Annotated in this window: 17 protein-coding genes; 7 read left to right on the forward strand and 10 right to left on the reverse strand. The window is 40.2% G+C overall.

Translation table 11 applies throughout. The features are described from left to right. The first annotated feature begins 2 nt into the window (after positions 1-2). Both ACFSQ3_RS07345 and ACFSQ3_RS07350 read left to right on the forward strand, forming a co-directional pair. The gene (locus ACFSQ3_RS07345; RefSeq protein ID WP_380868888.1) at positions 3-563 is read left to right on the forward strand and encodes a LemA family protein; all 561 of its coding nucleotides are present in this window, start codon (positions 3-5) and stop codon (positions 561-563) included. A 65-nt stretch (positions 564-628) separates the two neighbouring features. Beyond that, positions 629-937, forward strand: coding sequence for a hypothetical protein (locus tag ACFSQ3_RS07350; protein WP_380868889.1), 309 nt, complete (start codon positions 629-631; stop codon positions 935-937). A gap of 153 nt (positions 938-1,090) precedes the next feature. On the opposite strand, the gene ACFSQ3_RS07355 is transcribed toward ACFSQ3_RS07350, so the two are convergent. From ACFSQ3_RS07355 to ACFSQ3_RS07390, 8 genes are all read right to left on the reverse strand, one after another. After that, complete coding sequence (locus tag ACFSQ3_RS07355; protein ID WP_380868890.1) at positions 1,091-1,858, reverse strand: DUF3050 domain-containing protein; 768 nt, start codon at positions 1,856-1,858, stop codon at positions 1,091-1,093. A gap of 160 nt (positions 1,859-2,018) precedes the next feature. Continuing rightward, positions 2,019-2,834 carry a DUF4394 domain-containing protein gene (locus tag ACFSQ3_RS07360; RefSeq protein WP_380868891.1) on the reverse strand — a complete coding sequence of 272 codons (816 nt, stop codon included), beginning with the start codon at positions 2,832-2,834 and terminating at the stop codon, positions 2,019-2,021. A gap of 93 nt (positions 2,835-2,927) precedes the next feature. After that, entirely contained in the window at positions 2,928-3,314 is a 387-nt protein-coding gene (locus ACFSQ3_RS07365; protein ID WP_380868892.1) for a response regulator, read from the reverse strand. After that, the gene (locus ACFSQ3_RS07370) at positions 3,304-4,866 is read right to left on the reverse strand and encodes a PAS domain-containing protein (protein WP_380868893.1); all 1,563 of its coding nucleotides are present in this window, start codon (positions 4,864-4,866) and stop codon (positions 3,304-3,306) included. The genes ACFSQ3_RS07365 and ACFSQ3_RS07370 overlap by 11 nt, the downstream gene beginning before the upstream one ends. Positions 4,867-4,890: 24 nt before the next feature. Beyond that, positions 4,891-5,106 (reverse strand): DUF1896 family protein, encoded by a 216-nt coding sequence (locus ACFSQ3_RS07375; RefSeq protein ID WP_380868894.1) that lies wholly within the window; start codon positions 5,104-5,106, stop codon positions 4,891-4,893. Positions 5,107-5,221: 115 nt separating this feature from the next. Next, positions 5,222-5,965, reverse strand: a complete 744-nt coding sequence (locus ACFSQ3_RS07380) for a metallophosphoesterase family protein (RefSeq protein WP_380868895.1) — start codon at positions 5,963-5,965, stop codon at positions 5,222-5,224. Between the two features lie 11 nt (positions 5,966-5,976). Beyond that, positions 5,977-6,720: a nucleotidyltransferase gene (locus tag ACFSQ3_RS07385; RefSeq protein ID WP_380868896.1), complete on the reverse strand. Its 744-nt coding sequence runs from the start codon at positions 6,718-6,720 to the stop codon at positions 5,977-5,979. A gap of 27 nt (positions 6,721-6,747) precedes the next feature. Then, complete coding sequence (locus ACFSQ3_RS07390) at positions 6,748-6,912, reverse strand: hypothetical protein (RefSeq protein ID WP_380868897.1); 165 nt, start codon at positions 6,910-6,912, stop codon at positions 6,748-6,750. Positions 6,913-7,067: 155 nt separating this feature from the next. Between ACFSQ3_RS07390 and ACFSQ3_RS07395 the strand changes: the two genes are divergently transcribed. The 3 genes from ACFSQ3_RS07395 to ACFSQ3_RS07405 all read left to right on the forward strand — a co-directional run bounded on the left by ACFSQ3_RS07395 (position 7,068) and on the right by ACFSQ3_RS07405 (position 10,850). After that, positions 7,068-9,326, forward strand: coding sequence for a mechanosensitive ion channel domain-containing protein (locus ACFSQ3_RS07395; RefSeq protein ID WP_380868898.1), 2,259 nt, complete (start codon positions 7,068-7,070; stop codon positions 9,324-9,326). An 18-nt stretch (positions 9,327-9,344) separates the two neighbouring features. Continuing rightward, positions 9,345-10,349: a histidine kinase dimerization/phospho-acceptor domain-containing protein gene (locus ACFSQ3_RS07400; protein WP_380868899.1), complete on the forward strand. Its 1,005-nt coding sequence runs from the start codon at positions 9,345-9,347 to the stop codon at positions 10,347-10,349. Positions 10,350-10,478: 129 nt separating this feature from the next. Then, a complete protein-coding gene (locus ACFSQ3_RS07405) occupies positions 10,479-10,850 on the forward strand; it encodes a response regulator (RefSeq protein ID WP_380868900.1) in 372 nt (123 codons plus the stop codon). Positions 10,851-10,930: 80 nt separating this feature from the next. On the opposite strand, the gene ACFSQ3_RS07410 is transcribed toward ACFSQ3_RS07405, so the two are convergent. After that, positions 10,931-11,758, reverse strand: a complete 828-nt coding sequence (locus tag ACFSQ3_RS07410) for an alpha/beta fold hydrolase (RefSeq protein ID WP_380868901.1) — start codon at positions 11,756-11,758, stop codon at positions 10,931-10,933. 44 nt (positions 11,759-11,802) lie between these two features. Continuing rightward, entirely contained in the window at positions 11,803-12,180 is a 378-nt protein-coding gene (locus ACFSQ3_RS07415) for a DoxX family protein (protein WP_380868902.1), read from the reverse strand. 389 nt (positions 12,181-12,569) lie between these two features. On the opposite strand from ACFSQ3_RS07415, the gene ACFSQ3_RS07420 reads away from it, so the two are divergent. Then, on the forward strand, positions 12,570-13,469 hold the full coding sequence (locus tag ACFSQ3_RS07420) for an SDR family oxidoreductase (RefSeq protein ID WP_380868903.1): 900 nt from the start codon (positions 12,570-12,572) through the stop codon (positions 13,467-13,469). A gap of 96 nt (positions 13,470-13,565) precedes the next feature. After that, positions 13,566-13,847, forward strand: a complete 282-nt coding sequence (locus ACFSQ3_RS07425) for a hypothetical protein (protein ID WP_380868904.1) — start codon at positions 13,566-13,568, stop codon at positions 13,845-13,847. Positions 13,848-13,903 lie beyond the last annotated feature (56 nt).

Consider the following 13,903-nt stretch of genomic DNA (forward strand, 5'->3'; position numbering starts at 1 on the left):
TTATGGGAAATGCTTTAGCTCTGCTTATTATTGTCGCTTTGTTGGTTGGATTGGTTAGCGCCGCAATCCGCATCTATAACCGACTTGTTTTCTTGAATAACAATGTGGATAAGGCTTTTGCAAATATCGATGTTTCTTTGAAGCAACGTGCGGAAGAAATTCCCAACTTAATCGCGATAGTAAAGGAATACATGGCATATGAGGATAGTATGTTGGAGAAATTAACCAAGTTGCGTACGCAATTTTTAGCTGCTCCGACGGTCGACGAAAAAGTAACGGTTTGTAATGAAATTACACAATCGTTGCGTTCCATTTTTGCTGTTTCAGAGAATTATCCGGTGCTCAAAGCCAACGATTCATTTATCAGTTTGCAGAATAGAGTTTCCGGATTGGAAGATAATATTGCAGATCGTCGGGAATACTACAACGAATCGGTAACATTATACAATACAGGCATACAAGAATTTCCCGTTTTGCTATTTGCAGGCGTACTCCGTTTTTCTAAACGCCATTTGTTGCAAATTCCGGATACCGAAAAAGCGTTCGGCGGTATTAAATTTTAGGATATGATACTGGACTTTCTTTCGTATATCGACAAAAATGGAGGTGCTGTTTTCGCAATGATCGCATGAGTATTATTCCAATTGGAATAATACTGATGCTATTCGATTGGATTTTAAAACAAATAGGAGCAATAGATTTTTCAAAGTTACTGATCAACCTTTTTAGTGTACCTCTTGCAATAACGTGGCTTCTAGGTTTCATGCTATCCGGACTACTCACGTTTAGCGAAGTTAGCGGGTTGAAAATTTTATTGATCGTGGTAGGGATATTTTTTATAGCAACAGCTTACTCCGCTTTGAATTATGCTAAAATGAAAGCATTTGTCGAATCGGAAGACGGTGTTAGAAAGTTTAAAAAAAGATTCTCGAAATAAGGCTTTTCGTCGCGTCTGATTAATAATTCTAAAATGATCTATTATCGGAAAAATTCCCAAAATCCGAACACATTATTTAGTAAGTCTAATTTTCGTCGCGCACGATCTATGAAAAGAACTCTATTTCAACTTGAACCAAGGAAGCAGTATCTCCTAAGCGATATGATCAGAAATAGCATCCCAAAGTGCAGCACGTTTTACCAATGCTTCGCGCGCTACGTCCTGCATCTCCATCCATTTGACTTCGTCGTCACCAGCAAGCTCTTCAATCATTTGCATCGCTAATGGGCCATGCTCATCACCATCTAGCTCGATATGGCGTTCGAAATAGTAGATAAACTTCGACATGTCAACCGCTGGAGATTTAGTTTGTAATGCTCTCAATATCGAAGTGAACATATCTGGAATGAGATCTTCTCGTCCGAAAGTAAATGCAGAAGCGATTTGATGTGATTTTTCACTTGCGATTACCGTAAAGGTAAAGATTAAGAAATCTTTGATTCGTTGATCTAAATCGAAGTTGTTGATTACATCGATGATATCCGAAGAACATTTTGCTACATCGATAAAATTAGCAATCTTCTGCGTATTGGCGCCCATACTTTGCATGGCGTCCAAATACATTTCAAAATGGCTTAAGCGAGTTCCGTCAATGTATTCATCAGATTCTTCTGCCAAAACAATTTCATTGATAAGATATCGGGTATTGGGCATCGAACTAGCAAACCAAGGCGTACTGGTGCATGTCAATTGAATCTGCAATGCTTTGAGCAATGACATGAAATCCCAAACAGCGTACACATGGCCTTCCGTAAAAGCGCGCAAATCTTGAACAGTTTGTATCCGCGCATAAAGTGGGTGGTTTAGTAAAAGAGCGCGTTCTTCCGCGATAGCATTTTGTAGTTCTTCAATTTTAGACATGGCCACAAAGATAGGACAAAGTTTATTTGTTGGTAGTGTACGGTAGTAATTTTGGGTGTTTATCACATTGAAATGACAGCAGCCAACGTATGAATAATAAAAACAAAAAACCACACCTTATATAGCGTGGTTTTCTGTTTCGATAATTTATAATTGCAAACTATCTTGTTGGTATAGCCATACCAAAAATTGGCTTGCTAAAATTGTTTGTAGTCTTTGTAGCACGACCTGTTTCCAAGTTGATGCTATAAACAGCATGTTTTCCGTCAACTTCCAATGTCGCTAAGATATGCGTTCCATCAGCACTGATATCAAATCCGCCTGCAGCGGTAATATCCAATCCCAAGTCGCCAACTAAAGCTAAGACACCATCGTTTGGCGGGTCTTGTTTGTATAGCCTGTTGGTTGTAACATCAATAACGTATAATGTCGTTGTCGTTGCATCAGCTGTATTGTTTGTATAGGCTGCTGCGGTAACCTTAGCGTCTGCTACGCCATTCAGTTCACCATCTGTAAATGCAACTGTTCCTAAATCTGGGTGAATACGTAAATTTTGTCCTTGAGCGGTAACAACTCGAATTCTGTCCACGGTTGGATTAAAGTCGAAACCAACCATATCAGCGTTCAAACCTGGCGTAAAAGCGGTAGCTCCAACTGCGGTAGCTGCACCAGTTTGGGTATTCAATACATAGATTCTATTGCTACTTCCTATTGCATACAATTCTCCATTCTCTGGACGGAAATCAATACCTAAGATTTTTTCATTGCTCTCTGTACCTGTAATAGTATGCTCAGCCACTGCCTTGTTTACGTTTTGCGCATTGTATCGAAGTAAGTGGTTCTCGCCATCGATGGCATAAAATTCAACGTTTGGACCAACAATGTCGTTACCCATATCATCATCGGAGCAAGAGCTTGAACCAAAGGAAACTGCAAGCGCAGCTAACGCAACAAATAGTGTAGATTTCTTTTTCATAGTAGTGTTTTAGTGTTTTGTTTAATAGTAAAAATGAATGTTGTCACAATCATATACGAGACAAATGACTTTATGGATTGTTTGCCTTCGAAATTAAATTTGTTGATCTTCTTCATGGAGGTAGTGATCGAGTTTAGCCAGTATCTCATCCATATCAAATGGTTTAGCTAAAAACAAATCGGCGCCCGCATCGAGTGCTATTTGTTCACCATCGGGACTTGCTGAAATGGCTATAATTGGCAAATAAGCCAACTCGCGGGTTTCGCGAACCCGCTTAATAACCTGATCACCAGAAACTACCGGCATCCATAAATCTACCAGCAGCAAATCGGGTTTCTCCGTGAGTAATTTTTCGTGTATATGTAGGCTATCGGTATCGCTTTCTACGGAGTAATCTCCGGCAAATTCCAATAGCATTTCCAACATGTTGACTATTCCGGCGTCGTCATCGCAAATCATAATTTTTTTCTTAAATGCCATGATTTTCGTGCTCTGTACCTAATGGTAATGTAAAACTAAATGTGGAACCCACGTCTTCTTCACTGTCCACCCAAAGTGTTCCTTCGTGTTGCTTAATGATTTGTTCGCAGATAAATAATCCAATTCCCATGCCCGGAAATTGTTGCTGTATGTTACGGACGCGATAAAAGCGTTCAAAAATCTTTTTCTGATCGTTTATGCTGATCCCCATGCCAAAATCTTTTACCGAAAACTTGACATAATTACTTACCGTAGAAATGTCAACCTTTATTTTATTTGCTTTCGGAGAATATTTTATGGCGTTGGCAATGAGGTTGTTTACAACTTGTGCCAACTGTGCCTCGTCTCCAAAAAGCTTAGTTTCGATCTTTCCTGAAACCTCTATTTCGTGACTTTCGGTTGCTTGTCTCAGCTCGTCAACGGCTTGGTGAACCATCTTGTTAAAATCAAATTCATCACGATGCAATTCAAATTTTCCGGATTGAATCTTTGAGACATCCAACAATTCAGCAATAAGCCGACCTAGACGATCCAATTGGATGTTAGCCTTATCCATGATGTCGATCAACTTATCTTCAGAATCTTTTGGTAACAAACGTTGCGCAAATTGAACGTAACCTTTAATAGTAGTTAATGGTGTTTTCAGTTCGTGACTTGCCACGGCTAAAAAATCATCCTTCCGAACCTCAATAGCTCGATGATCCGTAATATCTTCAATGGCTAAAAGAATACGATCTTTATACGAGCCTTCTAACTCAATGCGGTGTGCATTTAAAAGCATTAACTTTTGGCCAATATGCGGGAAGTTATGTTCCACCTCGAAGTCTAAAACCGGATTGTTTGTTGGTAGAATCTTTTCTAGTAAATCGCTTAATTGCGGAATGTCCCATTGTCGATTTCCTAATTCATAAAGCTTTTGGCCTATGGTCTCAGAACGATTTACTTTGAAAGTCCGCATAAACTCTTCGTTAGCGGTAAGCACCTTTAGATCCGGATCTAAAACCAATAAACTTTCACGAACGGTTTCGATAATGCTTTCTAAATATTCTTGACTTAAGCGAAGGCTTTCTGTGCGTTCGATGACTTTTTCTTCCATCTTTTCGCGTTCAAACCGAAGCTCTTGCTCTATTTTCTTACGATCGGAAACGTCATTTTGCACACCGATGAAGTGCGTTACCTTTCCGTCGTTATCCTTGATAGGCGAGATAAATAGTTCATTCCAAAACAATGTACCTTCTTTGGTATAGTTGCGAACCTCCACGTTAACGCTTTCTCCATTCTTCACCGCTTCGCGCAACTGCTCACGAGCTTCTTGACCTCGATCTTCTCGTTGTAAGAATCGGCAGTTATGGCCAATGATCTCTTCGCGGTTATAACCACTTATCCGTTCAAATGATTTGTTGCAATAAATAATCGGATTATCAGGTAAACTATTGTCCGTAATGATTATACCAGATACACTAGCATTCAACGCTGCTTGAAAAAGCGGACTTATATTTTCCGTGTTCATAGCAGGCACGTTCTGTTTCGTAGTATCTTTATCTTCTTTCATATGTTTGATTATGGTAGCTAAATGCTATAACCCATCTAGCAATATATTGGTCGCAATTTGCTCGCAATAGTTTTCTGGATTTCCAGCAGTGCGTGCGCCCAGGTATGCATTAGTGGCCCATCTAGACCGCTTTATAATTACTTCGTTGTTGATAAGTTTTTTTAGCACTTTCTCTTTTAACGTCCCTCTCAATTTCGCTTCATATCGCGAAACATGCTCGTCGAAAACGGTATCTTCCATTTATTTTTTATGTGTTCAACGCATCCTTTACAACTTTAAGGCCAATACTACTTGGTAAATGTCTATGCTTTGTATTTAGGTATTTTGCACGAAACTGCGTGTAATACGCAATGCCTTAAACATCCATTAAATAGTAACAGCAGTCGATTTTCGATTTCTTTAAAACCGGTAACGCCACGTTGAACACTGGAATTCCTTCGGTAGTAGCACCTTCCAACGTTCCGGCATGTGCGTGACCATGAAATGCAGCGACGACTTTCCCCCGGTTTAGCGGTTCTGCCAGTCGCGACGATCCTAAAAATGGGAAAAGCACTTCTGGCTCGCCGGCAACAGTTTCTTTGATAGGAGCATAGTGGAGCAAGGCTATTTTAGGAATTTCGGGATGTTCTTGATCTAGGCGCGTTAATGCGCGTTCCAATTGCAATGATTCGTTGACGACTTCGTGTACAAAGGATTTCATCATGTCTTCTCCAAACACAGACAACATGTATTGGTCGAACCCGCCACCAAATCCTTTCACACCTGCAAAGCCAATGTCGGCAACTACTTTTGCCTCGCCATCCAAAATGGTCATGTTATTCTCTGTGAGGATTTGCTTAATCATCTTTTGGCGACCTTTCTCGTAATCGTGATTTCCCAGCACGCCCAGGACCGGAATCTGCAAATAGCGCAGATCATCCGCCAATATCTTCGCTTCGTCTTCATCGCCAGTGTCAGTCAAGTCGCCGCAGATCACCAACACATCCGCATGATCAGAAACCTCTTCAAAGATTTCCCTCATCTTGCCACGGTCGCCCATTTTGATGTGAATGTCGGCCATGGCCGCTACTACTTTCTTCTTGCTACGTTTTGCGTTCATACTTTATCGTTCTATATCGTCGTAATCGTATAACTCTTATAATTCCATTCTTTAATATCGACTTGATATTGCGTTTGATCAATCATTGGGCCTCGACAAACTTTTTCCACCGGCGCAGGAAGATCATATTGTTCATGCGCTCTGTTCATTAAGTCGTCGAATAACCATTGTGGTAGTATCTCGCGATAATCAGCAGGGTAGACGAACTGAAAAATCAACAATTGCGCCAGCAAGATGTGCCAATGTGGATCCATTCGGTATAGTAAATGCTTCCAATCTACATCCTTGCCATAGCGAAGAATAATGTGGTTCACGTCCGCACTATCATTTCGCTCGCGATTTTGTACATACAGTTTGCACCATATTAGTTCTTCCACAGGGATAAACTTGACATCGATACCCGCAAACTTGCCGATAGTCGCTCGCTCATACCAATAATCGTCGACTGTACAGATGTTATTTACCGTGTCGAAAATGATATCGATAAAATATTCTCCATGGAAAACTTTGGCTAACCAACGTACATCCGTAAGTTCGGTACGATAACCTTTTTCGGCGAACGCCTTTAATATTTTAGGGTATTCGCTGCTTTTACAAAAGATATCTAAATCTTTGGTATCCCTAAAAATGCCCGTGTACTGAAACATGGCAAAGGCTCCGCCCAGCATGTAATGGCAACCACTTTCGTTTAACAACTCTAGTGCTTGCTTATAGAATGCTTCCGATTCTAATTTCTGTTGCGCTGTTTCAATCATATTAATCTAATAGTTCTGTTTAATTATTTAATCGCCAATCTCTTCTCCGGGAAATCCGCGATCCGGTATCGGTGGCAATATGGTTGGCTCGCCGTTTTCTTCTAAAGGAGTTGGATGGTCGCGTTCTTCTGGATCAGGCACATCCTCGTGATCTGGAATTGATGAGTTGGATAAGTATGTGGTGTTAATCATGTTTGTTTTTTTAATCCGTTGATAGTACATTTCTTATTGATAACAGCATTCTACTAAAATGGTTCTCTGCCGAAATACGCGATTGGATACGCATAAATACGATCTGCCCGAATTATTGAAAACATGTTTTAGTAGGAATTGTTATATGGGGAGTTATGACAAAAAAACTCCAAATAGCCGTACAAATGTGGTTTGTGGGCATTTTTATCTCGTTAGCAATACCGACTTTCGGACAGCAGGACAGTAGCCTTTCCGATAATGACGTTGATAGCGTAATTTCTACTAACAATAATTTACAGCAACAAGATAGTGGTTCCGATCAATCATCTAGGACAAAACCTGTCGACACTAAACTTACCAACCTTCAGTTACGAGTTGGCAATCTAACCCAGCAAATTGATAGCTTGCAGGGAGACCGTAACGGCATTAAACAGGTGGGAAACTCCGATACACTTACGCCGATTCCTGAGGAGGTTCTTAATCGCCGTGTGCAAGATATTACGCTATTAAAGCGAGATATCCGACAATACAGACAAGAAATTGATCGTCAAAAGAAGGAAAATAATTTGCCGGATTCCGATTCGTCTGAAGGTGGGCAAATTATGCAAGAAGTGAGGGCATTACAGGCAGGTGTCGAAGATTCTTTGTTGCAACTAGATAAACGTTTAGATAATTTACTGGATCGCGTAGTAAGTAATGGAACCTTGTCAGATGATTCTCTAACCAATGATAGTTTAAGAAACGCAAATGCTTCGGAAGACTTGATGCAGCCGCCCACTACTAAACGTGTCATCACGTCCATTCGCCGAAATTTGGATAGTGATAAACCTATAAACGAATTTTTCGACTATCCAGCATGGAGCGGTAGAATATTATTGATTTTATTGACAATAGGCTATTTGTACTGGATGTTTTTATTGGGGAGAAAAGAAGATAACAGTCGCCATCGATGGGTTTTATTTAAGCATTTTCCAATTTGGATTCCAATACTCAAATCATTTGTTTTCTTTTTGATCTTGCTGCCACTCACGTCGTATATCATTCCAATAGTTGTAATTCAGCTGAGTTACTTGGTTATATTTATTTTCTTATATATTCTGCTGTACACGCAATTTTCGGTGGAACAAAAGCGCATATTTCAAGTGCTCTTTATTCTCTATTTATTGCTAATTGCGGGCAATCTGATCATTTCGGAAGCGATTTGGAGTAGAGCTATAGTTGGGCTATTGAATGTTGCTGCATTGTGGTTAACTTGGCGATTAGGTAAGCAAAACTTAGAACGAGAACCCGTTAGCTATATCCGTCCATTTGCCAAATGGATTATCTTATTGGGTTTCGCACTTGCTATTATAAATAATGCACTTGGATACATGCACGCTGCTCGGGTATGTAGCATAGCGGCTAGCGTCGGATTAATTCAGGCATTGGCGTTGCGTGCATTTTGCGAGATGATCTTACGCGATGTCGAGCAACAGTATCAATCCGTTACACCAGACAATCTCCTCCGTAGGTTCGATTTACTGCGTATGTTGGGAAGTTTTAGAAGGTTACTATCCTTTCTGACGACCATCATAGCAGCTATAGTGTTAATTAATAATTTAGCCATCACCGAACAAACTTCTACATTCATCAAAAGCGTCATGCTGAAAGATCGCCCGCTAGGTGGAATAACATTTAACTATGCGAATTTATTGATCGCAATTTTTGTTATTTGGGGCGCAAACTGGATTCAAAAGAATTTGAAACATTTACTCAATGATCCCTCTTCTGATGAGTTACAAGTGAAAAGGATGTCATTATTTCCGCTTTTTCGCCTTATACTTGTAATTGTAAGTTTTTTCATCGCGATAAGTATATTGGGCCTCGGTCTCGATAAATTAACGGTTATCGTGGGAGCATTAACGGTGGGGATAGGTTTCGGGTTGCAAAATATCATCAATAATTTGGTGTCGGGTGTCATTTTGATTTTCGAAAAACCTTTCAAAATTGGCGACTACATTGAGTTGGCAGATAAAAAAGGACAAGTTTTGGAGATTGGGATACGGTCAAGTGTTTTGCAAACGGATCAGGGTGCCAAAGTCATCATTCCAAATGCGGACCTGTTTTCTGGAAGGTTGGTAAATTGGACTTTTTCAAATACAGACATTCGCGTGAATATGGACTTGTCTATTACCGGGTCGTCAGACATCGAAAATGTGAAAGATCGTTTGAAAACGCGTTTGAAAAACGATCGATATGTAGATAAAACGATACCTATGAAGGTATATACCAAGGACATTCAAGCTGATGCTTATAAGGTATCTATCCAAGTTGGTGTTAAAAATGTGAGACAAATCGAAAGATTTAGAAGTCAGTTTTTAGAAGGCATAAAGCAAGAACTGAGTTCTGTTGACGTCGGTGTGTCATCTGTGTAAATGAATCTAAAAAATAGCATGAGTAATAATGAGTTAGTGCTTTTAAACATATTGCATCGTTCTAATCATCCGGCGATGCTATATATATCTAGAGATTTGGAGGTCGGATTTGCCAATGAGGGGATGGCAGAAATTTTGGGAAACCAGACCATATTAGTGGGGAAGCGATTCGTAGACATCGTTACAGATACGCTTAATGTAGGGCTAAATACGTTGTTACAAGAAGTCTGGGATCGCAAACGAAACTACCGCGTAAATGCTTACCCTATTTATCTAGAACTCGATGGAGATGTGGTCACGAAATACCTCGATTGGTATTTGCAGCCTGTCTTAAACGATGCAGGCGACACAGAAGCCATGTTTCACTACGTTGAAGAGGTGGTGGAAAGCAAAAGCAGTACTTCCTTGGATCAGAAAATGAGATCGCAAAATCGAGCGTTATCACACGATTTACGAAATCCACTTTCAGTGATAAAGCTCGGCATGCAGTATATACAATCTAGACCCAACATGACGGCTGACGATCAAAAAAAATGGGTAAGCATGGTTGCAGATGCCGTACAAAGTATGGAAAAGCTCATTGCCGATAAGCTAGGTAACAATAGTACTGTCAACAAGGGCAATTCATCTGCAGAAGCGAGCAAGCAGCAAAGTGCGATTCAGAAGATTTACGAATATAATACGTCTTGCAAGGAAATCAAACCAAGCCAACTTCGTGTCGGAAAGATTGCGCCATTGAAGATCTCGGAAGCATTTTTCAAAAAAATATTTTCACTCTCCATACAATCTGCGTTAAACATTGGTACGTTATACGCTACGAATGATACGGAGATCGTTGTCAATAGCTCAACAAAGAACGACTTTATCGTTTACGATATTATGACGAATGCGAGAATACCTGGGGACGATCAGCCTATCGCACTTAAAACGTTGAATAGGTTGATGCAAGAATACGGTGGAGAAGCCAAATTTTTGAACACTTCAAGCAACACTTCCAGTATCTTCCTTTTGTTTAAAAATTAATTGGGAAAATTTTTAAAAATCTTTTCTGGTATGACAATTGGTACATACATTTGTATACCTAAATCATCGTTAGCGTATGAAGCTGAGTAGATATTTAGATGTGTAAACAAATATATCGGTTAGGAAAATATGGCAAAGAAGAGAGTTTTTATTTGTGACGACGACAAAGGAATCACAGATATGCTGGAGATGGTTTTGGAGCTGGAAGATGTAGATACTTTTACGGAAACGGACAGTGTTCACGCATACGACCGCCTATTGCAGTTTAAACCCGACATTTTGATTGTCGATCTTTGGATGCCAATCGTAACTGGTGATCAGCTAATCAAACGAATCCGAGCAAATCAGGAACTTAAAAACCTGTATATCATTTGTATTTCCGCCAGTAGGGATGGATTACAAGTAGCCGATGAAGCGGGCGCCGATCAATTTATGGCGAAGCCATTTGATGTAGAAGAATTTTTGAATATGATTGAGCAGGCTATTGGAAGTGCTGCATAAAGACGTTAGCATATGTTGCGAAAAATAATAGCCGAGCAATTCTTCATTTGCTCGGCTATTATTTTATTCACCTATTTTATTTATTTACCTAAAAATGCAATCAAATCGCTGTTCAATTTTTCTGCATGGGTGACATTCAATCCGTGGGGAGCATCTTCGTAAACCTTTAGCTCACTATTGGAAATTAGTTTGGCAGCCTGTTCAGCGGATGTAGTGATCGGTACAGTTTGATCTGCTTTTCCATGAACAATTAATGTAGGCAATGTGATGGCTTCTGATTCTGCTCGAAAATCAGTATCCATCCAAGCTTTCGCAGCTTCAACAGTAGCCGTAGCATCGGCGGCGGATGATACGGCTAGATCCGTGCTAAGTTGCGCTTCCGAAACTGCATCAGGATTTTTATCAGCGTTGTAGAACTGTTTGTGAAAATCTTTTAAGAACGCAATACGATCTGATTTCACCGCTTCTAGAATTTCATCCAAATCTTCTTGAGGTACGCCATCGGGATTATCAGATTTTTGTTTCACTAAAGGGACGATGGATGCTACCAATGCAAGTTTTGAAACGCGATCTGTTCCGTGATTGGTCACATAGCGAATGACTTCACCACCTCCCATCGAGAATCCCACTAAAGTAACATCGTGCAGATCCAACTCGCTCAACAAAGCGTCTAAATCTGAAGCTAACGTATCATAGTCATAACTATCTCCAGTTGTAGAATCGCCAAAACCGCGACGATCATAAGCAACTACGCGGTATCCAGCGTCCACCAGCGCTGGAATTTGATTTTCCCACGAGGTATGACTCAATGGCCATCCGTGAATCAATACAACTGGTTTTCCAGATCCCTGATCAGAATAATGTATATCTGTTGTTTTTCCTGCCCTGTTTAAACTTAATTGTGCCATATTATTTTTTTTGATTTATGTGAATTTGAATTAATATTATATTTTTAAACTAGTTCCTTATGCTTAGTTGCATGCATACTCCAAAGTGATAACGCAATCAAAATAGGCTGGAAAAATAAACGAGCAAATCTTGCTTGATCAGAATTTAATCCAAATGCGTCGCGACGATAAATATATTGCGCTATGTTTCCTGGAAAAACAGCAACGAAAAATGCTGCTAATGCTTTCCCGACTCGCGGGTCGCGATGACCTCTGAATAAAACGAGTAAACCCAATAATATTTCTACGTAACCTGACCAGACAACCACACGATCTGTGGAGATCGGTAGGTTAGGAGGAACTTGTGCACGAAAGGATTTTCTTTTAAAAGTTAAATGCGCTATGCCTGCGTACAACATAAATGCCCCAAGTTTTATTCTCATAAGATGTTTTACCCAGTTCGACCGTTTTTTTCCTACCACCATTTTTCCTGTTTTTTATGTTCCTAAACACATGTCATCTCACGATCCGCCACTTATTTCGTCCCATAGTATATCGAGACTACAAAGCGTACTGTTTGATAACCCGTAATTGAATAACAATTGATCAGGTGCTTGGTTTACTTACAAAAAGAATGCTTTGTAAAACCAGATTATTCACGTTAAAAGAAAAGTATTTGGCTATAGTACGAACGTACAAACCGCAATAGATATGTTGAGGATTCGTGTTGTCACATTCTTTTAAACATATCTGTTCGTAATTCGTATTAGATATATCAACGCGAATGTTGGTATTCGACAAATACACAACTAAAGAACAAAACACACATAATATGGCAAATGACAATCAAAAAACACTAGAAAATCCACTTACTCGATTTCCTCAACCTCCTTATGAGAAACAGCAGCAACCATTTCCTGGTTTAGCCTCCAAAATGAATCCTATTCCAGATCATGGAGAGACATCGTATGTGGGATCAGGTAAACTAAAAGGAAGAAAAGCACTCATCACAGGTGGAGATTCGGGAATAGGACGAGCTGCCGCTATTGCATATGCGAGGGAAGGCGCGGATGTAGTTATCAATTATCTGCCACATGAAGAGGAAGATGCGCAAGAAGTGATTCGCCACATCGCGGAGTCTGGGCAGAAAGGTTATGCAATTCCCGGGGATATCACTGATGAAAATTTTTGTATCGAATTGGTGGAGAGCGCTGTAAAGAAACTGGGTGGTTTAGATATTTTGGTAAACAACGCAGCGAAGCAAAAAAGCCATGAGTCGATCGCCGACATTAGTTCGGAGGATTTTGATCTAACTATGAAAACAAATATCTACGCACCATATTGGATTACCAAAGCCGCTTTGGAGCATCTACAACCAGGCTCGGCCATCATTGCCACGTCATCCGTTCAAGCGTATGACCCAAGCGCTAATCTATTTGATTATGCACAAACTAAAGCTGCAAATGTAGCTTATGTAAAATCGTTATCTAAACAGCTTGGCCCTAAAGGGATTCGCGTAAATGGCGTGTCGCCTGGTCCGATTTGGACGCCATTGCAAGTTTGTGGTGGACAGCCCGCAGACGCTATCCCAGAATTTGGAAAAACAGCGCCTTTAGAAAGAGCGGGACAACCAGTTGAATTGGCCGCAGTTTTTGTATTGTTGGCGGACACAACATCTAGTTACTCACATGGTCAAATCGTTGGCGTAGCTGGCGGATATGGTCATCCATAAATTCGTTCGGAAATAAACGAAAACGTATTCAAGTAGTCGAAAGGATGTGAGTCATGCTATCGACTACTTTTTTGTACCATCCAAGCCATTTTTTCTATGAACACCAAACAAACAATTTTAGATAAGGCCATAGCAAAAGCGCGTCAATTTGTCGAAGAAAAAGAAGGGGAAAACACCTTGCAAAGCGACTGCGTTCGCGTAAGCATTTATGTCCATCGACCACAACCACCTAAAGCGCCGCTAGGAATTAACTACATCATCACTTTTCAGAAAGATGACGATGGGACATGGCAATATAAAAACCATGATAGCCATATTCCTTCCATCGATTATGCGAAGCTAGTTAACGTCGATCCTATATTGCACTATTGCAAATAATGATCGGGAGAACATCGGATAACTAATAGGAGTAGACGAAGGAACAACTTTATGCC

The sequence above is a fragment of the Sphingobacterium corticis genome (genome assembly GCF_042684745.1).
In the GTDB taxonomy this organism is placed as follows: domain Bacteria; phylum Bacteroidota; class Bacteroidia; order Sphingobacteriales; family Sphingobacteriaceae; genus Sphingobacterium; species Sphingobacterium corticis.